General features: G+C 40.6%; 20 protein-coding genes. 7 read left to right on the top strand and 13 right to left on the bottom strand.

Annotated elements, in window-relative coordinates; all coding sequences use genetic code 11:
* Nucleotides 1–24 precede the first annotated feature (24 nt).
* The 4 genes from TVG_RS00100 to TVG_RS00085 all read left to right on the top strand — a co-directional run bounded on the left by TVG_RS00100 (nucleotide 25) and on the right by TVG_RS00085 (nucleotide 4,324).
* Nucleotides 25–297, top strand: coding sequence for an acylphosphatase (locus TVG_RS00100; protein ID WP_010916277.1), 273 nt, complete (start codon nucleotides 25–27; stop codon nucleotides 295–297).
* 5 nt (nucleotides 298–302) lie between these two features.
* Nucleotides 303–2,615 carry a DNA topoisomerase I gene (locus TVG_RS00095; RefSeq protein ID WP_010916276.1) on the top strand — a complete coding sequence of 771 codons (2,313 nt, stop codon included), beginning with the start codon at nucleotides 303–305 and terminating at the stop codon, nucleotides 2,613–2,615.
* Nucleotides 2,599–3,462: a presenilin family intramembrane aspartyl protease PSH gene (locus tag TVG_RS00090; protein WP_241760287.1), complete on the top strand. Its 864-nt coding sequence runs from the start codon at nucleotides 2,599–2,601 to the stop codon at nucleotides 3,460–3,462. The genes TVG_RS00095 and TVG_RS00090 overlap by 17 nt, the downstream gene beginning before the upstream one ends.
* Nucleotides 3,463–3,568: 106 nt before the next feature.
* Entirely contained in the window at nucleotides 3,569–4,324 is a 756-nt protein-coding gene (locus tag TVG_RS00085; RefSeq protein ID WP_010916274.1) for an enoyl-CoA hydratase/isomerase family protein, read from the top strand.
* A 4-nt stretch (nucleotides 4,325–4,328) separates the two neighbouring features.
* On the opposite strand, the gene purH is transcribed toward TVG_RS00085, so the two are convergent.
* Complete coding sequence (purH, locus tag TVG_RS00080; RefSeq protein WP_010916273.1) at nucleotides 4,329–5,798, bottom strand: bifunctional phosphoribosylaminoimidazolecarboxamide formyltransferase/IMP cyclohydrolase; 1,470 nt, start codon at nucleotides 5,796–5,798, stop codon at nucleotides 4,329–4,331.
* A 133-nt stretch (nucleotides 5,799–5,931) separates the two neighbouring features.
* Here purH and TVG_RS00075 point away from each other — a divergent pair, with 133 nt between their 5' ends.
* Entirely contained in the window at nucleotides 5,932–7,134 is a 1,203-nt protein-coding gene (locus TVG_RS00075) for a methionine adenosyltransferase (RefSeq protein ID WP_010916272.1), read from the top strand.
* Between the two features lie 17 nt (nucleotides 7,135–7,151).
* On the opposite strand, the gene rimI is transcribed toward TVG_RS00075, so the two are convergent.
* Nucleotides 7,152–7,607, bottom strand: coding sequence for a ribosomal protein S18-alanine N-acetyltransferase (gene rimI / locus TVG_RS00070; RefSeq protein ID WP_010916271.1), 456 nt, complete (start codon nucleotides 7,605–7,607; stop codon nucleotides 7,152–7,154).
* A 118-nt stretch (nucleotides 7,608–7,725) separates the two neighbouring features.
* Entirely contained in the window at nucleotides 7,726–9,609 is a 1,884-nt protein-coding gene (locus tag TVG_RS00065) for an ATP-dependent DNA helicase (RefSeq protein WP_241760286.1), read from the bottom strand.
* Nucleotides 9,610–9,668: 59 nt separating this feature from the next.
* Between TVG_RS00065 and pyrE the strand changes: the two genes are divergently transcribed.
* The gene (gene pyrE, locus TVG_RS00060; RefSeq protein ID WP_010916269.1) at nucleotides 9,669–10,169 is read left to right on the top strand and encodes an orotate phosphoribosyltransferase; all 501 of its coding nucleotides are present in this window, start codon (nucleotides 9,669–9,671) and stop codon (nucleotides 10,167–10,169) included.
* Here pyrE and TVG_RS00055 read toward each other — a convergent pair whose 3' ends face one another.
* From TVG_RS00055 to TVG_RS00035, 5 genes are read right to left on the bottom strand one after another with little or no spacing between them, the layout of a single operon-like run.
* Entirely contained in the window at nucleotides 10,170–10,820 is a 651-nt protein-coding gene (locus TVG_RS00055) for a translation initiation factor IF-6 (protein ID WP_048054052.1), read from the bottom strand.
* Between the two features lie 46 nt (nucleotides 10,821–10,866).
* The gene (locus TVG_RS00050; RefSeq protein ID WP_010916267.1) at nucleotides 10,867–11,136 is read right to left on the bottom strand and encodes a 50S ribosomal protein L31e; all 270 of its coding nucleotides are present in this window, start codon (nucleotides 11,134–11,136) and stop codon (nucleotides 10,867–10,869) included.
* A 9-nt stretch (nucleotides 11,137–11,145) separates the two neighbouring features.
* On the bottom strand, nucleotides 11,146–11,301 hold the full coding sequence (locus TVG_RS00045) for a 50S ribosomal protein L39e (RefSeq protein ID WP_010916266.1): 156 nt from the start codon (nucleotides 11,299–11,301) through the stop codon (nucleotides 11,146–11,148).
* The gene (locus TVG_RS00040) at nucleotides 11,298–11,645 is read right to left on the bottom strand and encodes a DNA-binding protein (RefSeq protein WP_048054050.1); all 348 of its coding nucleotides are present in this window, start codon (nucleotides 11,643–11,645) and stop codon (nucleotides 11,298–11,300) included. Before TVG_RS00040 ends, TVG_RS00045 begins: the two co-directional genes overlap by 4 nt.
* 10 nt (nucleotides 11,646–11,655) lie before the next feature.
* A complete protein-coding gene (locus TVG_RS00035) occupies nucleotides 11,656–12,108 on the bottom strand; it encodes a 30S ribosomal protein S19e (protein ID WP_010916264.1) in 453 nt (150 codons plus the stop codon).
* Between the two features lie 235 nt (nucleotides 12,109–12,343).
* Here TVG_RS00035 and TVG_RS00030 point away from each other — a divergent pair, with 235 nt between their 5' ends.
* Nucleotides 12,344–12,751, top strand: coding sequence for a zinc ribbon domain-containing protein (locus TVG_RS00030; protein WP_010916263.1), 408 nt, complete (start codon nucleotides 12,344–12,346; stop codon nucleotides 12,749–12,751).
* Nucleotides 12,752–12,780: 29 nt separating this feature from the next.
* Here TVG_RS00030 and TVG_RS00025 read toward each other — a convergent pair whose 3' ends face one another.
* The 5 genes from TVG_RS00025 to TVG_RS00005 form a co-directional block, all read right to left on the bottom strand.
* The gene (locus TVG_RS00025; protein WP_010916262.1) at nucleotides 12,781–14,211 is read right to left on the bottom strand and encodes an MFS transporter; all 1,431 of its coding nucleotides are present in this window, start codon (nucleotides 14,209–14,211) and stop codon (nucleotides 12,781–12,783) included.
* Between the two features lie 456 nt (nucleotides 14,212–14,667).
* The gene (locus TVG_RS00020; protein ID WP_010916261.1) at nucleotides 14,668–15,402 is read right to left on the bottom strand and encodes an FAD/NAD(P)-binding protein; all 735 of its coding nucleotides are present in this window, start codon (nucleotides 15,400–15,402) and stop codon (nucleotides 14,668–14,670) included.
* Nucleotides 15,403–15,439: 37 nt separating this feature from the next.
* Nucleotides 15,440–16,360, bottom strand: a complete 921-nt coding sequence (locus TVG_RS00015; RefSeq protein ID WP_010916260.1) for a 4Fe-4S dicluster domain-containing protein — start codon at nucleotides 16,358–16,360, stop codon at nucleotides 15,440–15,442.
* Nucleotides 16,357–18,366, bottom strand: a complete 2,010-nt coding sequence (gene fdhF / locus TVG_RS00010; protein ID WP_010916259.1) for a formate dehydrogenase subunit alpha — start codon at nucleotides 18,364–18,366, stop codon at nucleotides 16,357–16,359. The genes TVG_RS00015 and fdhF overlap by 4 nt, the downstream gene beginning before the upstream one ends.
* A 240-nt stretch (nucleotides 18,367–18,606) precedes the next feature.
* Nucleotides 18,607–19,689 (bottom strand): OBG GTPase family GTP-binding protein, encoded by a 1,083-nt coding sequence (locus TVG_RS00005; RefSeq protein ID WP_010916258.1) that lies wholly within the window; start codon nucleotides 19,687–19,689, stop codon nucleotides 18,607–18,609.
* Between the last annotated feature and the right edge of the window lie 109 nt (nucleotides 19,690–19,798).

Below are 19,798 nucleotides of genomic sequence, written 5' to 3'. Positions count from 1 at the left end.
CCTTGTTTTTGATAACGTGGTGTCATGCTTACAACAAGAAGGGTAAGATTTTACGGAAGAGTACAGGGTATAAATTTCAGGTCTAACACGCTCGTTAAAGCCCTCGAGCTAGGGGTAAAGGGATGGATCAAGAACTTGCCTGACGGCTCAGTTGAAGCGCTGTTTTCAGGCGAAAGTGAACAAATAGAAAAGCTTATCAGCTATTGTGTTTCTAACATGCCATATGCTGAAGTCAAGCGGTACGATGTTTACATTGAACCTTATACTGAGTTTCAGGATTTCCAGATAAAGAGGTAAAATTCTTGCAGGATTATTTTAGGGTAATAATAGCAGAAAAGGTAGATGCGGGCAGGAGAATTGCGTATTTTCTGTCTAATGGCACTGCAAAGGCTAGAAGGGTAAAGGGCCTTTCCTACATAGAATTCGAATCTAATGGGAAAAAGACTCTCTTAATTCCACTTTCAGGCCATATTGTTGAGGCCGATTTTCCAGAAAATTTCAGCAATTGGGAGAAGACAGACTTAAAGGAGCTTATAGACGCCGATATTGTGAAGAAGGTTAAAAACAAGAGTGCCTATCAGACACTATCGTCTTTTAAAGGAAAGGCAGATGAAATAATAATAGCTACAGACTATGATAGGGAAGGCGAGCTCATAGGTGTTGAAGCCCTGGACATAATAAAGGAAGGACAGGAAAAGGTACTGCGTGCAAAGTTCAGTTCATTGGTAGGCCAAGAGATAAGGAACGCCTTCGAAAAGCCTATAGATGTCAATTATAACCTTGCTGATGCAGCGGACGCAAGGGAGAGCATTGACTTGATCTGGGGTGCAGTTTTAACTCGGTTCTTTTCGCTAGCGACGGGTAGGCTCGGAAGATACTTTCTTTCAGCCGGGCGAGTACAGACCCCAACGCTTGCAATTGTTGTCGAAAGAGAGCGTGAAATAGAGAACTTCAAACCACAGACTTTCTGGACAATATCTATAACATTTCAAAAGGAAGGGGAATTTCAAGCAGCATATGAAAAAAAATTATTCGATAAGGATGTAGCTAATTCAGTTTTTTCATCCATAAATGGAAGGGATGGGACAGTAATTAAGTTTGAAAAGCACGAAGAATCAATAAGGAGGCCGACTCCCTTCAGTACGACAGAATTCCTTAGGGAAGCCTCGAGAATAGGAATAATGCCTACAAAGGCCATGTCTATAGCAGAAAGCTTGTACACCAGAGGCCTAATAAGCTACCCTAGGACTGACAATACAGTCTATCCGCGTGCAATAAACCTAAGGAATGTGCTACAGAAATTTTCTAAATCAAAGTATTCAAATTACGTAGAAGAGATCCTCGGATGGGAAAAGATAATTCCATCTCGCGGCAGGACGGAGACAACGGATCACCCGCCGATATACCCCGTTGAAATGCCAAAGGAAGAACTGAAAGGCGATTATGCACGCATCTACGATCTCATACTTAGAAGATTCATATCTACCCTATACAGGGATGGACGAAAGACAGTGAAGGAGGCTGAGATAGACGTCAACGGATATAAATTCCTGGCTCGTGGCTCGCAGACTACAGATCTAGGATGGATGGCTGTGTATGGCTACTCTTCCAGGGATGAGTTTATGCCAGACCTCTCAGAAGGAGAGATCCTACATGGTACGAATTGGCTGCTCAATGAGGATCAGACTAAGCCTCCACCTAGATATGATATGGCCTCTCTTCTCAAAAAAATGGAGGATCTAAATCTCGGGACAAAAAGCACAAGGCACGACATAATCGGGAAACTCATCGACCGGGGGTTCATAGAGGGGAACCCCGTCCGTCCAACGGGCCTGGGAATAGCCTTTATAGATGCTGTAAAAAGCGTGAATTCAAGTATAGCTGATCCTGATATGACTGCTAAGCTGGAGCAGGATATGGACAAGATAGAAAGGAGCCTCATGTCAAAGCAGGAGGTCGTTGATGAATCAAAGAAGATGCTTCATTCTGTGCTCGGTGACTTCATCAATAAGGCCGATGATGTAAAGAGTATTATAAATACAGGGATAAACGCTGGAGAAGCAATGGGCAAATGTCCGTTTCATCCAGATCATAACCTTATACTCTCAAAGGACAAATTTACGTATAGGATAAGGTGCGAGGTTGACGGCTGTAGGATAGACTTCAAAATAAAGAAGAATGGTTCGATCTCACTCATGGATCAGTTGTGCCCAGTGTGTGGATTGCCGCTCATAAAGATTATCCGCAGAGGACAGTCTCCAGAGGTAAAATGTATCGACCCTGGGTGTGCATACAACAAAGAAAAAGAAGACTTTGGAGAATGCCCTAAGGATGGCGGTAGGCTTATACTTAGGCAGTCGAGGTATGGGAAGAGGTTTCTTGGATGCAGCAACTATCCTAAGTGCACGGTGACATATCCCCTTCCACAGAAGGGCAAAATAGAGAAAACTGGAGAAAAATGCCCCATCTGTGGTGCGCCATTGTTAGAAGCAGTTAATGGAAAAAGGAGATGGAAATTCTGCCCGAACATTTCATGCGAATACAATAAGAAGAAATCCAATAAAGTTGAAGAGAAGAAGGCAGGAAGGAGGAAAAAAGATGCGAGCAAAAGCTGAGATAACCTCTATGTTAATATTTGTTGCAGCATCAATTATGGCTCTTCTTCTGGCAGTCGCAGTATACAACTCCGAGCCTTCTATATCACACAGGAGTCCTACCTATGGCCTAAGCTATATATTTGTTTATATAGTTGCAGCCTTCCTATTCTCCTTTGTGATAATCTATCTAGGTAGAAGAAAAAAGCTTAGGATATTTCGCATAATTTATTCTGTTGTGGTAGCATACGTAATATTCTATGTATTCTTGATACTGCTTTCTATATTCCTTGATAACCTATATGCTATACTAGCAATTTCAGTTGCCATTGCGATTTCTTACTTTTATCTGCTCCTTTTTAAAAATGAATGGTACATAACAGATACTGCTGGTTTTTTTCTCGCTGTCGGAATAGCATCAATATGGGGTATTACATTTGGCGTATGGGCGGCTGTTGCTTTCCTGGTTGTTTTCGAGATATACGACTACATAGCTGTTTACAAAACTAAGCATATGATAAGCCTGGCAAGGTATGCAGTTGATTCTGATCTCCCAATGCTATTTGTTATACCTGAGAATAGGGATTTCACTATGAAGAACGTTACTTTCGAAAACCGCGGAGAAGGAAACGCCCTCATGATAGGATTTGGGGACATCGCTTTGCCAAGCATTCTCGTTGTATCATCTGCCTTATACGGAATCTCCAATATACTCTATTTTACTTTGCTTCCGTTAGGTGGCGGCCTTATAGGTATGGCTGTACTCTACTTTTGTAATAGAGACAGGCCTGCACCAGGCCTCCCTTACATAAATACCGGTACGATAGCTGGGTTTTTAATAGCTTTTGTAATGTTTAAGGTTTTATGATTGGCCAGCCATTCAGCTACAAGTTTTTCTCATTATGGCATTCACTGGATAATAGTAGACCAGCGCAAATTTAAAAACGTTATTGTACATGAAAGTAACGATAAATATGAGTTCTCCGAATTATAGAAATATATCATTGGAAGATCACGAAGGCATCAGGATAGTCACTATACGCAGGGAAAACTCCCTTAACCCGCTAAATTTAGATACGTTAGAAGAAATTGAAGATGCCGTTCGAGAATCAGGCAAGGTCGTCGTGCTTAAAGGAAGCGAGAAGGCGTTTTCTGCGGGTGCAGACATAAACAATTTTCTTGACATGTCTGATAGAGATGCATTTCATTTTTCTGACAGAGGCCAGCAGGTAATGGACAGCATATCCGATTATGAGAGGCCCGTTATAGCGGCAGTTCATGGGTATGCACTCGGCGGCGGATTTGAACTTGCACTTGCGTGCGATTTTAGGATATCAGATGTAAAGACAAAATATGGATTTCCGGAGGTAAATTTAGGCATAATGCCAGGTTTTGGTGGAACCCAGAGGATCATAGACATTGCAGGAAAGTCATATGGAATGTATCTAGTTATGACGGGTAAGACTATAGATGAGCAGGAGGCACTGAAACATGGCATAGTAGATTCTGTTAGTGAAAAGTACCTAGATTTAGCCATCGAACTGGCTAAAGAACTTTCGGAAAAGCCGGCTACCTCAATCCGATATATAAAAGAGGTTATGAACAGGAGAGACAAAGAAGGATACATGATGGAACGTGAAAGATTTGCTCTCACGTTCAAAACAGAGGATCACTTAGAGGGAATTAGGGCTTTCAAGGAAAAGAGGAAAGCAGTTTTCAAAGGAAAATAAAGGATCAATGAAGGAATACCCTCTTGCCTGTAAAGTACATGGGTATTCCATATTCATTGCATTTTTTTATTACCTCTTCGTCTCTTATGGACCCACCCGGCTGTATTATTGCTTTTATTCCAGCTTTTGCCGCTACATCTATGCTGTCAGGGAACGGGAAAAATGCATCTGAAGCCATTACAGAACCATCGGCCCTTGAACCGGAACGTTCCATAGCTATCCTCACAGATTCTACCCTAGATGTCTGGCCAGCGCCTATACCAGTTGTTGTTTTGTCTTTGGCGAAAACTATGGCGTTACTCCTTGAATGTGCAACAACTTTCCACGCAAATAAAAGGTCATCAATCGTCTTTGAATCAGCTCCCTTCTCTGTTACAAGTTTCAATTCCTTAAAGGAAGATGCCATTGGAGTCTGGACAAGCAATCCGTTTGATATTGATCTGTATCTCATGGATTGATCTCTGATCCAAGGAATCCTCAATATGCGTAGATTTTTCTTCTTTCTTAACTCTGAAAGGGCATATTCATCGTATTCTGGGGCAATTAGGACTTCAATGAATAGGTGTCGCATTTCCTTTGCTAGATCTAATGGGACTTTTCTGTTCACAGCTATTACTGATCCGTAGGCCGATTCTGAATCGGCATCCCATGCTCTCTTAAACGCATTTACGATATCGTTATGCGAAGAAACTCCGGATGGTGTGTTATGCTTCATTACAACGACTGTAGGCTCATCGAATTCAAGCGCAGTATCAAAAGCACTGTCGGCATCGAGTATATTGTTATAAGATAACTCCTTCCCATTTAATTTTTCAGCGTTTGCAACGCCATATGCACTCCCATCAGAATAGAGGAAGCCTTCCTGGTCAGGGTTTTCACCGTACCTTAACCTTTCACCTTTCTTTCCGACAACAAAAAAGTTTTCCTTCTCGATTTTGAAAAGATCTGAAAGGCCATTATAAATTATGGCATCGTATTCAGCCATTCTTGCAAATGCCTTAAGTGCCATTCGTTTCCTGTACTCGGCATCGTTCTTCCCAGAAGAGATAATTTCCGCTGCTTCCGTGTAATCATCTGGAGATGACAGCACAAGTACATTCTTGTAATTCTTGGCTGCTGCTCTGGTTAGAGAAACACCGCCTATATCTATATTCTCGATCATCTCATTTTCATTTCCTGTGTTTCCGGTGAATGGATATAAATTTGACACTAAAACATCGAAATGTAAGTCTGATGCTTCGTTCTTTTCCCTGTAGAGCAGTGCAGCATATATTTTAGGATGCAAAGTTTTAACACGGCCGCCAAGTAGATCACTAAATCCTGTTATTTCGGACGTATCTCTGACGGTGTATCCATTCTTTTCAAGAAATTTAGCTGTTCCTCCTGTAGCATATATATAATCGATATTTGCCTTCACCCTCGCCAGAAAATCAGTAAGCCCCTCTTTGTTATACACACTAATAAGGAAGTTCATAGTTAGAATTACGACGTCAGTTTAAATCTTTGTAGTATTACTATCAGTAATAAACTCTTGAAGCTCGGAATATTTGCCTTCTGCTGACAAAACATTTAATAAACGCTAAATATGGACTACTCAGAGGTTAACTATGGAAAGAAACATATCAGTCGAGGAGCTGAATCAGATTCCAACTCCAAAGAAAGAAGTCGAAATAGTCGAAAGGAAGGGCATTGGCCATCCAGACAGTGTTGCAGACGGAATTGCAGAAGCGGTCAGCAGATCGCTGTCAAAATACTACCTTGAACATTATGGTAGGATACTCCATCACAATACGGACCAGGTGGAGGTAGTTGGAGGGCAATCCGCACCAAAGTATGGCGGAGGCCTAGTACTTGAGCCTACATATATATTGCTTAGCGGCAGAGCTACAACGAAGGTAGGAAACGATAGGGTCCCGTACAAGTCCATCACGATTAAGGCGGCTAAAGATTACCTCAGAAACAATTTCAGTCACCTCGATGTGGACGCTGATGTTATGATAGATTCTAGGATCGGTCAAGGTTCAGTGGATCTGGTAGAAGTTTATGACACGAGCAAGCTTGAAGCAAACGATACATCATTCGGCGTTGGTTTTGCACCACTTTCAGAGACCGAAAATATTGTACTCAAGACTGAGCGGTATCTTAACGGCAGCCTAAAGAAAAAGCTGCCAATGGTCGGTTACGATATAAAAGTTATGGGTTTTAGGCAAAAGGACACTATAAACCTAACCGTAGCGGCGGCTTTTGTAGATAAATACATAAAAGACGCAGATGAATACTTCAATTTAAAAGATCAGCTTAAAGATTTGGTGCTAGATAACGCCGTCGAAGAAACGGATAAGGAAGTTAAGGTATACATAAACACCGCAGATATAAGAGAGAACAGCAAATCAGTGGGCTACCTTACGGTAACTGGAATGTCCATGGAGAACGGCGATGACGGTTCTGTTGGCAGGGGAAACAGGGTCAACGGCCTTATAACTCCATATAGGGCTATGAGCATGGAAGCAGCAGCTGGCAAGAATCCTGTCACGCACGTAGGTAAGCTATACAACGTGCTTGCAAACAAAATAGCAAACGATATTGTACAGGAAGAGGGAAACGATATAGCCGAGGTCCTTGTTAGGATAGTATCTCAGATTGGACGCCCAATAGACGATCCACACGTAGCAAGTGTACAAGTCATATATGAGGGCAATGTTGACCATTCGAAGCACAAGAATAACATAAGGAACCTGGTAAACGACCGCCTCGCACACGTAAGCGATCTTACCATGCAGTTTGTGGAAGGTAAAATAACCGTATTCTAGAAATTTTATTTTATTTTTTAAACTATACGCCACATTGTATACGCATTGGATGAATCGCTATAATAGTTTGGTAGCATAGCAGTAATGACGAATCCATATTTTTTGTAGAATCTTATAGCTTCGTCATTGTCTGTCCTGACTTCCAGCCTTACGCTGAGCATGTTCTGCTCTCTGCACAGGCTAAGGAATGCATCCATCAATGCGCTGCCTACACCCATTCTCCTGAACCTCTCATCGACTGCGAAGAGTAATATCCTGGCCTCCGTCCTCGAATACTTCGATCCTACTATAAAACCGACAACAGAACCAGCTACAGTGTAAACCATAAATGATTCCGGCCATTCTCTGTGGAGATCAAGTATCAGGGCTTGCGTATAATACTCAGTTAAGGAAGTCTGTGCTATCCTATAAACACTCTCGATATCTTTCGGTGAGAACTCTCTGATAGTTCCGGCAACAGCATTAATAGCCATATAAACCAATTTTACATATCGAAACTCATTTAAAATGTTTTCTCTGAAGTGAACTGGATAGAAATTTAATGTATTAGGCCCAGAAAATTATTATCAAGGCGAAAATCTCTATTTTGCTTTACTTGAAGTTGGAAAAGAAAGTGTTTATGTCATTCACTGGATCGTCTGTTTTGACAAGGTCTGGTATAAATCTCCTGAACTGTTTTGCTCTTTTGTCAAGTATTACGCAGGCCCCGTGATCATCTTTTCCCCTTATAAGCCTCCCTATCTCCTGCCTAATCTTAATTATAGCAGGCGCAAGCACTGCATACTCCCATCCTTTTTTGTACTTCATTTCGTAATAATCGTACAGTGCCCTGTTCGTTGCATCCGGCCTGGGAAACGGTATGCCTGCTATTAGTATAAGCTCTAATTCCCTCCCAGGAAAGTTCATGCCCTCAGACAGGCGACCTCCAGAGACAGCAAGCAGAGGCTTCCCGCCGTTTCTGAATTTTTTGACAACATCGTAAAATTCAGTTTGATCTAAGTTCTTCTTCTCCTGCAGAAAGTCGAAATCTAGACCAGATCCTATAACTTTGTCCATTACTGCATAGGAGGGAAAATAAACTATTGTATTCCTCTTGACGCCATTAACGATATTTTCTATTATGCTAGCTAGTTTCCTTATTTCGTTCTCATCGAGAGTATCATACTTTGTTGAAACACCTTCGTAATAGGAGACAAATCGGTTTTCAATTGGAAAAACATTTTCTATCCTGCGGAATGGTATATCAAAGCCAGTTACGTCAGAATAAAATTCGAATGGTTCCAATGTACCAGACATATGTATGGTCTTCGACTCCTTCAACGATGATAATATAGATGATGGGTCTAGGCATGACGCTTGTATATAGCCAGATTCTGACTTTGATAATATAGCTGCATACATAGCATCATCTTCATCCATCATGGCTTCTAGCCTTTGGGCGAGCGAAGAACAGTATGAAACAGGTACCTTGCCGGCTTTCTCCTTTTCGTTTTCAACGTATTCTCCAAACAAATAGAGATAGTTATTGAGATCCCTTATTGACTTCTCGCTTTTCTTGTTCATTATCATTAAGTATTCCTTGAATTCCTGAAATCTTATTCTAACATCGTCTTCCTTTACCCTTTCCTTTATTGTACGTTCAAGAGTGCTTCTTATCATTTCTATGAAGTCTGTTACGTGCACACCTCTATCAAGTTCAGGGTCTCCAAATGATTGGGCCTCCTTTTCAGATCTGTTTAATGATTCTATGGATATCCTGAAAGAACCAAGGGATCTACCAATATCCGGCAGATTGTGGGCCTCATCTAAAACTATTATTAACTGTTCCCTAGATACCCCCCAGTGCGAGAGGAACCTATCGGCGACAGTTTTATTTAGAAAATACATGTAAGGCGCCACTACTATATCTGCATCTGAAAGTGACGCCTTAATACTCTCGTATGGGCACAAGTTATTCGTAAAAGCATATTCATAAAATTCTTCAGCCGTAGGTAAGTTTTCAAACAAAAAATCCTTCGTTTCTTTTGATCTGACCTTTATGGTGTAGTAAGGGCATGCTTCCTGATGGCCTTCCATTACCTGCCTTTTGCGGCTATTGCAGAATTTTGAAAGAGATTCTGCGGTTGCCTCCTTCAGATCATCGGCAGTCTTGTACAGTATGCAGAGATTTATCCTTCCCTGCATAGGTAGTGCTCTTATTTTCCTATTTTTTGATATTGTCCTAAGTTCTCTTATGACCTGCTCTTCCTGTGAATTTGTCCTTACAAGATACAGTATTTTCAAATGCCCGTTATACGCATATTTAAGAGAACCAAGGAGGGCCATCATAGTTTTTCCTGACCCTGTTGGAGCTTCCAGTGCTACGCCAGGGTAATTGGCAAGTTTACTGGCGATAAAATCTATAGCTTCATTTTGATAGCTCCTATCCTCATACATTGAACCAGAAAGACTAATTATTTCAGAGTTAATCAACATATCTAAAGTGTTTTATGGCACCACTCTTTAATTTATTAAGTGGGTCACCATAATCCATTATGTTGAGCGAGGATCTAGTCAAATCAGGAGCCATAAAGTTTGGAGATTTCATACTTACCTCAGGCAAACGATCTGATTATTACGTTGATATTAAGGAGGCAGCTACAGATCCAAATCTCCTGAGTGAAATAGCTTCAGAGTTTTCGAAGATGATCCATGCAAGAAAGATTGCAGGGATGGAGCTAGGTGCTGTACCTTTAATAGTAGCTACGTCTTTGAACATGGGGATACCATACGTTATTGTGAGGAAGGAAAGATCGCACGGTACCCTCAGCCTTATAGTGGGGCGGCTAAATCGTGGGGAAGAGGTAGACGTAATAGAAGACGTAGTTACTACAGGAAACTCCGTCTTGAAGGCCATAAATGTGCTGCGGGAAAACGGCGTTGTTGTAAAGGATGCTTATTGTGTTGTCGACAGGGAAGAAGGAGGCGCAAAGCTACTTGAAAACAACGGAATAAAGCTGCATCCAATAGTAAGAATATCTGAGCTCAAGAGGTAACTACGAAAGTACATCGTCTATCCTATCTATTTCAATAGGTGTAGTGTCACGCCCGACTAGAATGCCCTTTGAATTTGCGACTATGGACGCACCAACATATATGCTTCCAAAATTTGCAGTGCCAGATTTTACCGATACTTTAAAGAAGTCCTTGAGAAACTCTAATTCATCATCGTCAGTTTCAGGGTTTACGAGCATGCCCTTGGAGGTCAGAACAGACGCGCTGCCTACGGTCAATATGTTCCCTATTGAAGTTCTAATTGTTTCAACGCCTAATGTATCTTCTATTTCTTTTCTGGCCTTATTGCTAAATGCCTTGTGTATTATTGCGCCGTGATCGTTTGCAATTATATCGTTTCCCACGGCGTTTATTTTATCTTTAAGGTATAAAACGTTTCTTCCATCTATCCCGTCCAGGCCATCTATGTTCGAACCATATGGGAGCACTATGCCATTAGAGTTAACAGCTATCATGGTTCCAATAAGTGTAGATCCGTCGATACTTATCCTCTTAATATCAACCTGGAGCACTTCCCTGAACTCATTTACAGTCTTTTCGTCGGCCATTTTTGTGATAAAAGCGACATCATCCCAAGCTTTTGCATATATACCTATAAAGCTGCTCCTCATGACTGATGTCTTCCTTATCACAACCACTCACCGGCTAAACGATTAGTAGAAAGTAAATATAAAAGAATCAAGGCAGAATAATTTCTGTCGTTCCTTCTTCTAGCTTTATTATCTTCAGGGATAATTTTGATGGAGGTTTTTCTCTCCCCTTCTTCCATATCGTCTCACTTACTTTCGGATCAATCCATATCTTACTTGTATCTACTTTGAGTTTCTTGGATACGTAATTCCTCAATATAGATATGGATGTATCCGCCCTTCTCTTCCTTGAGGAAAGCTTCGCTTCCCTAAGGGGTATATTCATTATAATTTCCTTTGAAACTTCATCATCTGGCAAATCATCACCTCATATCTTCAGGTTTCCACGTCTCCAATTTCTCCTTAGGGGGTTTTGTGTTACTTTCCTGGCAGTCCTCATCATGACCCACCCTGGAACCCTTCTGTTTTGCTTTACTTTCTTCATCAAACGAATTTTCCGGCCTAGTTCCTTATTCCTGCTCATTTACTTCTCCTCTCTATTTTTGGTTCTCTTTTATTTTCAGTAAGTTTGCTCAGTATATCTATTATATCACTCTCTTTTATTATCCTGTTTATCCTCCCCATCGAAGCAAGCTGTATAAGCTGGTTTTCAACGTTGTCTGCAAGATCCGGCCTTACTAGGCGAACGTTGTTCAAACGCTCTCTTGCAGATGGATCAAGGATCTGGCGCAGTATTTGTTGCCTCCTAGCCTTTTCAATTTCTCTTTGTTTTTCTTCCTCTTCAGCCATCTGCCTTTGCATGGCCTGACGTTGAAGTTCTTCCATCTGCCTTCTTCTTATTTTTTCTAATTCTTCATCATCACTCATTTCAATCACTTTATATGAATTTCTCATATAAAGGATCTTTCTGTGCCAGCTGTTTTATTATCTCTTTGCTGGCATTGTCCAGCAAGGACATTCCCTGTGGAGAAAGGGATCTGCCCTTCTGAGTCTTCTGAACAAGTCCTGCAGATTCTAGCTCATGAAACAGGAATCTTGTTATAGATCTGCTTCCAGAAGCCGCATGATACCGTTTCGATCCCCTATCTACTTTGCCTCCGTATTCACTACTCATCCTTGAAATTCCTAAGTATCCATTGATGTAAAGTTTACGCAGCATAGATGCTGCCCTTACATATATCCAGTCGTCTTGAAGTGGAGGCTTTTCTTTGCTTACCCCCGTTTTTACAAATTTGACCCAATTAGGCTCTTTTATCTTTTTCTCCTCTTTCAATTTCCCTGAAACATAGTTAATTAGCATATCACTTGGAACGTATTTGACACTGACCATACTATCACGAATTGAGGGTTTATTTAAAGTCTATTAATAACTCTTTCGCATCTAAGACATTTGCAAATCTTAGTTGATTTATTAATCATTTGACTTGTAAATTTATGTATGATAGTGGTATATGTATTTGTGTAGGCTTTCAAGGCCGTAAAACAGTATTTCTATCCTTCTGGTAACCTGAAGGTGCTTATGCATAAGTTTACTGATATGGTCAATTTCACGATAAATATTATGATTGAGAATTGGGGGAATAAATCAGATTACAAAGAAGGGCGATGGAAAAGGGAAGGATTACAGATTCCTTCTTAAGAATGCATTTCCATATGGGATGCTTGCATCCCAGGTAATGTATAAGGCATCATGGGAAGGCCTTCCTGCCATAGAGCTGACAAGAAAGGAAACAAGGAACACCAGCAGGATGTGCTCGGTATGTGATACTCTGGCCAGAATAGGGCATGGCAGGATCCTGAAGTGTGATTCCTGCGGTATTGAGATAGACCGTGATGTGAATGCATGCATAAACATTGCATTCAGGTATCGGACATGTCTGAAACGATCCCATAAAGGCCTGCCAGGTGAAGCTGTGAAGCAGTCAAAAGATGTGGAGCAGATGGCAGGAAGCCAAATATCAACGGATATTTGACAAAGCCGCATCTAAGCAGATTCCCGGATCTATTTTTTAAATCCGGAAGCAGTTCTTACTATATATCTACCCTCGCCTGAAATATCCTCGAGTTTTCTTCTAGATGTTTCAGGTAGAAGTACTAAAGTCATTAACATACCTAACATCGATATTCCAGCAAGTATAAGGAAAAGTTCGCCTTCCCCATAAAGTGTAAATATAATTACGTTTAGCGCGGTTCCTATGAATGCCCCAGTTTTACCCCCTGCAGAGGATATTCCAGATCCGAGTCCGCGTATTGCTGTTGGAAACATCTCTGGAGCATAAATGAAGGTAGTCACGTTTGGGCCGAACTCTGTGAAAAAATAGCTTATTCCATACACTAAAAGGAAATAAGTAACGAATGTAGGGGACATAAGGTACCTGAATATGCCGAGAATACCAAATGTTATGCCCATTATTAGAAAACCAATTACCTGCATCCTTTTTCTTCCGATTCTGTCTACAGTAAAAGTAGCTATCCAATATGCAGGAAAAGCAGAAACGGCGAATATTATAAGCGTGTAAAACGTAGATAGCTTTAACTTGTTTAAGCCTGACATAGATGACGGGATAAGGGCGCTCAACATTTCATGAGACATTATCGAATTTCCATAAAACGCCCAATCAAGCAAAAACCATGTCCCTGCCGTTCCAATAAGTGAAAGCATAAAGTATCTGTTTTTGAATAAATCCGTCCATTTTATATTTGACATCTCTAAATCTTCCCTTGATACTGAAACCTTTGAATCTCCTGAAATTTTTTCGACACTCTGCATTGCTGAACTCGCATCTCCCTTTACTCTAAGTGCGTATCTGGGTGTTTCGCCTATTGCCCGCCTGCCGTACAGTACTATGAAAGCAGGCACAGCACCTATGAAAAACAGCACCCTCCATACAAGGTCTAGGTTGTGTATAAAGCTTAGAAGGCCTAGCGTTATTAAAGGCCCTGCTATAAGACCGACGCCTTGGAGAGAAAAGACCATGCCTACAAGTTGTCCCCTATTCTTCGTATTAGAAAATTCAGTCATTATAGTTGAACTTCCTGCGTAGTCCCCCCCAATTCCTAGTCCAAGTATAAATCTCCATGCTATAAGGTAATTTATACCGTTTACTGGAACCACAAATGCACTGCCTAAAGCTCCCAATATAAGCAACATCAGCTCAAATCCATAGACTCTTTTTCTTCCTAGTGCGTCGAGAAGCCTTCCAAATATCACTGCACCTATTACAGAAGCAAGAAGAGATATTGAGGATAATATTGAAATATCGTATGTGTTGAGTTTATCCCACCCAGCTAGTGGGAGTATTGATATAACTGTACCTATTACAAAAAGATCGTATGCATCCGTGAAGAATCCCATACCTGCAATCAACCAGGTGCGTAGATGAAAGGAATTTATCTTTGAATTATCAAGCTCTTCAATGATGCCTTTAGCCATTTATTCCTTCGCCGATTTTACTGTTCTATTGCTAAGAGAGTAATAAACAAATTCAATATATTATATACTGGCATATATTGTCACTATATTTTACCATTTAAGAATTAATATAGGGCGAAATGTTAGAATAAGCTATACTAATCGTTTCTATGTTTCATCTTCGGATTAGTTTTTTCGACAAATATCGCAATTGTTTATGTTAGCCTAAATCTAATTCTAGAGGAATACCATAAAAATTTAATACTGCACCTGTTGAAGCATATATTTAGAAAGTCCATTGGCTAGCAAAATCTCTTATTTCGTCTCAATATTTTCATTAATAAGTTACAATCGTAGTTTCTTAAATATATTGGCGCAAATAAGGAAACACTGATTATTAGTATGATGATATATCATACCATTTCGGTGCTGTCTAAAAGATCTGCCCATGCAAAAAATAAGTAATAAATATATCGTTTATAGGAACAGCTCCGGCTCTTCCTTAGTGTCAGAGTACTTAAATATTGGCCCATCTTCGCATGCATACCATCGGCCTATATTGCAATGGCCGCATACGCCTATGCCGCATTCCATCCTCCTCTCAAGGGACAGGTATATATTATCTTCTGCGAATCCAGCATCAAGCAGCGATTTGACAGAAAATTTCATCATAACTGGCGGGCCGATAACGAATGCAGCACCATGATTGTATTCTTTAATTTCAGGCACAAGAGTAGTCACTACCCCGACATGGCCTCTCCAATTCTCATCACCTTTATCTACGGTTATACGAAAATCCATCTCCTCCTTCCATGTTTCTATCTCACTTCTGTAAACTATATCTGAAGGGCTCCTAGCACCGTAGAGAACGGTAAGCTTATCAAGGCTTGTATGCCCCTGCATGTCTTCAATCAAAGCCTTTATTGGCGGTATACCTATACCCCCCGCAATTGCCACTACATGTTCGTAGCTCTTCCAAGGCCATACATTCCCATAAGGTCCCCTTATTCCGATTTCACCGTATGGATCATTCATTATCCCCTTAGTTACAGAACCAACAGCTTTAATGGAGAACATAAGTGGATTTCCGTATCCGCTTCCTACAGATATGGGCGCTTCACCTATCCCTTCCTTCGATACCATGTAGAACTGCCCTGCATACCCCATATTGCGTTCTGTTAACACTATAGTATATGTGTCTGCCGTTTCCATCCTAAACCTATAAGGCTTTAGTTTTTTCGGTATCCACTTATTCCCTATCGTAATCGTGCGTTATCACCTCCTTTATATCGATGTCTACCGGACAATCATCTACACAACGGTTGCAGCCTGTGCAGAGATAAGCTCCTCTAGAAAGCTTATAGTACTTGAATTTGTGATAGAACCTTTGCCTAAGCCTCTCGGATAGTTCGGGCCTTACGTTTCCGGCTGCTGTTCGGGTGAAGCCCTCAAGTATGCAGGAGTCCCACTCCTTCTTCCTTCCGTCATCGTCGTCATACACGTCAACGCAGTAACAGGTAGGGCAGGAATAATTACATGCACCACAGGATATGCAGTAATTTGCAAACTTATTCCAGAGGTTGGATGACCATTTCATCCTATTTTCTATCCCATCAACGTTAAGCCTGCCGTAAAGGGATTCGAATTCCTTCTTGTGTTCTTCAAATACGTTCTGATCATCAGATTCACTGAATCCGAAAAGATACTTTTCATATTTGTCTGAAGCTTCAACATAAAAGTAGCCATTCTTGTGCAGAACTTGCACATCATACTCATCAAGAACAGGCCCCCCAAAGCTTGTGCAGAACCCTCCGCTGCACATTTTTTCACATACAAAATTTATGAACATAGTATTTTCCCTTTTCACCGTATAGAAAGGATCTTTTCCCAGGATCTGCTTGTCCATTATGTAGAAACCACGTAGATCGCAGCTCTTAACACCAAATACTGCCCTTTTTTCGGCCCTAGGTATCGACAATATATTCTCCGAACGCTCAATCAAAAAATCCTTTGGGGGATAACTGCTCTTTTCCTCTGAAATATCACTAAATCTCTGAATATCTCCAAATACGATATCCCCATTTTCTTCCTTAGAACCAAAGGATTGGAAATCTTTGGATATCCTTTCAAACAAAATTTCCATATCCTTGTCTGTCATTTTATATATCATACGATCACCCTAGCAGCAACTACCTTGAATTCAGGTATCTTCGAGTAAGGATCAAGATTATCTCCAACCAGAAGATTTACCCGAGCTTCTTTGAAATGGAATGGAACGAATATTATCCCAGTTGGAATTTTATCTGTAACTTTTGCTGGAAGTGTTATTCTGCCATGCCTTGATTCAACGTCTATGGCCTGGCCGTCCCTTATATTGAGTTGTTTTGCATCCATCATACTTATTTCAACATAGGGTGAAGGCGATTCCCTTTCCAGTATATCACTGCGTCTTGTCATGGTTCCAGAATGCCAGTGATAGTAGTTTCTTCCAGTTGTAAGTATGAAAGGATATTCTGCATCGGCAATCTCCGATGGAGGTTCATAGCTTACAGGATAGAATCTACCAAGGCCTCTTGTAAATTTAACTGTGTGAAGTATTTCTGTCCCATCGGGATTCTGTTCATTAACAGGCCATTGCTTTCCTGTTGGGTATATATCTTGGTATCTTATTCCGGAATAGTTTGGTATAGCTTGAGTTATCTCATTGAAAACATCTTCAACAGATCTGTATCTTTCGGTTCCGACAAGCCTATGGGCAATTTCACTGAGTATCCACCAATCCTGCTTTGCCTCTCCCGGCGGGCTCTTTACAGAGACGATTCTCTGTACCCTCCTCTCGGTGTTCGTAAATGTACCATCCTTTTCCAGAGCAGTGGCAGCAGGTAAAACTACATCAGCAAGGCTGGCAGTTTCGGTAAGGAAAATATCTTGCACAATAAATAATTCCAAATTTTCTATGCCTTTCTCAACTTCTGCTACATTTGCTTCAGTTATCACTGGGTTTTCCCCCATAAGATAAATTGCTTTTACTTTGCCTGCGGCCGCCGCATCAAACATCTCAGAAAGAGTTAAACCGACCTTCTTTGGTAGTTCGGTTTTCCATAGATCCTCAAAACGCTTAACCCCTTCGGAGTCCACAGGTATATAACCAGGATAAAACTCTGCCAGTGCCCCCATATCGCTTGATCCTTGTACATTGTTCTGTCCCCTAAGTGGAAATATACCGGCACCGTACTTTCCAATATTCCCTGTCATAAGGGCAAGGTTTGATACACTCATCACATTTTCTGTGCCATGTATATGCTGTGTTATTCCCATACCATATAGTATCGCCGAGGGCTTATACTTTGCATAAATTTCTGCTGCTCTTCTTACAAGTTCAGCATCTACCCCAGTTATGGCTTCTGTAAGTTCTGGAGGGTACTTTTCTATCTCTGCAGCAAGTTTATCAAAATCTTCTGTCCTATTCTTTATGAATTCCTCATCGTAGAGATTTTCCTTAAGAATAACAAACATAATAGAATTAAGAAGGGCTACATCTGTTCCTGGCCTAAATTGGAGAAAAATGTCTGCATTTGAGGCAAGCTTTGTCTTTCTTGGATCGGCTACTATAAGGTAGCTTCCACTTTTTTTGCCTTTAAGCACCGTAGTTCCAATAATGGGGTGCTGCTCTGTGGTATTCGAACCTATGATAAAATAAGTCTTCGTAGATTTTAAGCTCTTGATAGATCCAGTTGCCGCTGCTGTACCTATCGTCTTGATTAAGCCGGCAACTGTGGAACTATGGCAGCTTCTTGCACAGTGGTCTATGTTATTTGTTCCAAACATTCTTGCTATTTTCTGCATTAGGTAGTTTTCTTCGTTTGTACACTTTGCAGAAGACTGAAACGCAACTGCATCAGCACCGTACTTATTACGAATTGTCTTCAACTTTTCTGAAACGTAGTCGAGGGCCTCGTTCCAAGTGACTTTAGTGAGTATTCCATTTTTTCTTATCATAGGATAGTTTAATCTTTGTGAAGAAGAAGAATAACTGAGGCCCTGATATCCCTTTATACAGAGTTTTCCCTGGTTGACAATGGATTTGTTGTAACCATGAACAGTAAAATGCCCATTGCGGTACTCCACATTTATTTGGCATCCAGTGCCACAATAAGGGCACACAGTAAGTGTCATGCATGAATCAGTGTATATGAGATTATATATGTTATTCTCATCAATATTTCTAACTGTGTTATTTTAATTAATCTTCTATTATACAATATTTATATTTTTCATTCGTTGGAAAAGCTAAGAAAAATTTATATATTGAATGAAGGAGAGATATCCGATATATAAGCAAAGGAATTAATTTGTCATTAGAAAAACGTAAAAAGAAACCGTTAAATTAAAAATATAGGTTATAAATGATAAAGCTCAATTCCTGCTAATTATGGTGACAATATCTTCGTCTAGAAGAGGATAGTCTATCCCAACCCTCTGCTCTCCTATGGGCCTATTTTTTCCAGATATGATCGCGTATCTGAACGAATCTATCAGACTCCTGTTTATTTTCCTGCAAACATCCCTAACGGTCGATCCATCTGTGAGTATTAGAGGCTTATCGAAATCAACAACTCCTGCCTTGTTCCTTAAATAGACGCGAAGCAATTTCAGAGAGCGGTATATCCCCTCCCTGAGTTCATCTATTCCTATTCTGTTTTTTGCAGATACTTTGAACACCTCTCCAAATCTCGTAAGTGGGGATGTATCAAAAGCTCCGTTCATATCAATTTTATTTACCGCTACAATTGAGGGTATGTAGACGTAATTTTTCTGAACAGCCTCTATAATATCGTCTTCGTTTACTTGTTCCCTTATGTATACATCTGCATTTACAAGCTTAAACTCCTTCATTAGTTGCCTGATATATTCTGAATCAATGTCAACGTTTTTTGGTTTGTGAACCCTTATGCCTCCAGAAGTCGTCTTCTTTATCTCGATATTTTTCCTTCTTCTATTGACTACTATACCTGAATTATAGAGTTCCTTCACTATTTTATCTAATCCCCCTGTTTCTACATCTGTAACAATAACAATTAGGTCTGCAGACCTAACAGTGCTAAGTATTTCCCTTCCACGCCCGGCACCATAAGAAGCATTTTCTATTATACCAGGGAGATCGAGTATCTGTATTTCAGCACCTTTATATTCCATTACTCCTGGGATGGCCTTCAGCGTTGTGAAGGCGTATGAACCAACTTCGCTTTCAGAATTCGTAAGAACGTTAAGGAGACTGCTCTTCCCAACGTTTGGAAAACCAACAAGTGCAACGGTTGCATCACCGGATTTAGGGATAGAAAAGCCGTAGTGCCCGCCTCCTTTATGGGCTCTAGCCTCCATCTGGAGCCTTGCAATCTTGGCTTTTAGAAGCCCGATGTGGTGTTCAGTGGCTTTATTGTACTGAGTTCTCTTGATTTCGTCTTCTATTTCCTTAATGCGTTCTTCTATTGTGCTCATGCAGGATTCTTTCCTTACCTTATTTTATCGTGGTTAATATTCGTTATTGATTTTTTCGGACAGCCATATGAGCATGGATATTAACCTTTCCTATTTTTTCTTATACAAA

The sequence above is a fragment of the Thermoplasma volcanium GSS1 genome (assembly GCF_000011185.1).
GTDB classification, from domain to species: domain Archaea; phylum Thermoplasmatota; class Thermoplasmata; order Thermoplasmatales; family Thermoplasmataceae; genus Thermoplasma; species Thermoplasma volcanium.
Note: the sequence above shows the minus strand (reverse complement) of the source record. Positions and strands in the feature narration are given on the sequence as shown.

Excerpts from the sequence above, each read along its gene's own strand:
- TVG_RS00100 (WP_010916277.1), top strand. The coding sequence starts at position 25 with ATGCTTACAACAAGAAGGGTAAGATTTTACGGAAGAGTACAGGGTATA.
- TVG_RS00090 (WP_241760287.1), top strand. The coding sequence starts at position 2,599 with ATGCGAGCAAAAGCTGAGATAACCTCTATGTTAATATTTGTTGCAGCA.
- TVG_RS00085 (WP_010916274.1), top strand. The coding sequence starts at position 3,569 with ATGAGTTCTCCGAATTATAGAAATATATCATTGGAAGATCACGAAGGC.
- purH (WP_010916273.1), bottom strand. The coding sequence starts at position 5,798 with ATGAACTTCCTTATTAGTGTGTATAACAAAGAGGGGCTTACTGATTTT.
- TVG_RS00075 (WP_010916272.1), top strand. The coding sequence starts at position 5,932 with ATGGAAAGAAACATATCAGTCGAGGAGCTGAATCAGATTCCAACTCCA.
- rimI (WP_010916271.1), bottom strand. The coding sequence starts at position 7,607 with ATGGCTATTAATGCTGTTGCCGGAACTATCAGAGAGTTCTCACCGAAA.
- TVG_RS00065 (WP_241760286.1), bottom strand. The coding sequence starts at position 9,609 with ATGTTGATTAACTCTGAAATAATTAGTCTTTCTGGTTCAATGTATGAG.
- pyrE (WP_010916269.1), top strand. The coding sequence starts at position 9,669 with ATGTTGAGCGAGGATCTAGTCAAATCAGGAGCCATAAAGTTTGGAGAT.
- TVG_RS00045 (WP_010916266.1), bottom strand. The coding sequence starts at position 11,301 with ATGAGCAGGAATAAGGAACTAGGCCGGAAAATTCGTTTGATGAAGAAA.
- TVG_RS00040 (WP_048054050.1), bottom strand. The coding sequence starts at position 11,645 with ATGAGTGATGATGAAGAATTAGAAAAAATAAGAAGAAGGCAGATGGAA.
- TVG_RS00035 (WP_010916264.1), bottom strand. The coding sequence starts at position 12,108 with ATGGTCAGTGTCAAATACGTTCCAAGTGATATGCTAATTAACTATGTT.
- TVG_RS00025 (WP_010916262.1), bottom strand. The coding sequence starts at position 14,211 with ATGGCTAAAGGCATCATTGAAGAGCTTGATAATTCAAAGATAAATTCC.
- TVG_RS00020 (WP_010916261.1), bottom strand. The coding sequence starts at position 15,402 with ATGGAAACGGCAGACACATATACTATAGTGTTAACAGAACGCAATATG.
- TVG_RS00015 (WP_010916260.1), bottom strand. The coding sequence starts at position 16,360 with ATGATATATAAAATGACAGACAAGGATATGGAAATTTTGTTTGAAAGG.
- fdhF (WP_010916259.1), bottom strand. The coding sequence starts at position 18,366 with ATGACACTTACTGTGTGCCCTTATTGTGGCACTGGATGCCAAATAAAT.
- TVG_RS00005 (WP_010916258.1), bottom strand. The coding sequence starts at position 19,689 with ATGAGCACAATAGAAGAACGCATTAAGGAAATAGAAGACGAAATCAAG.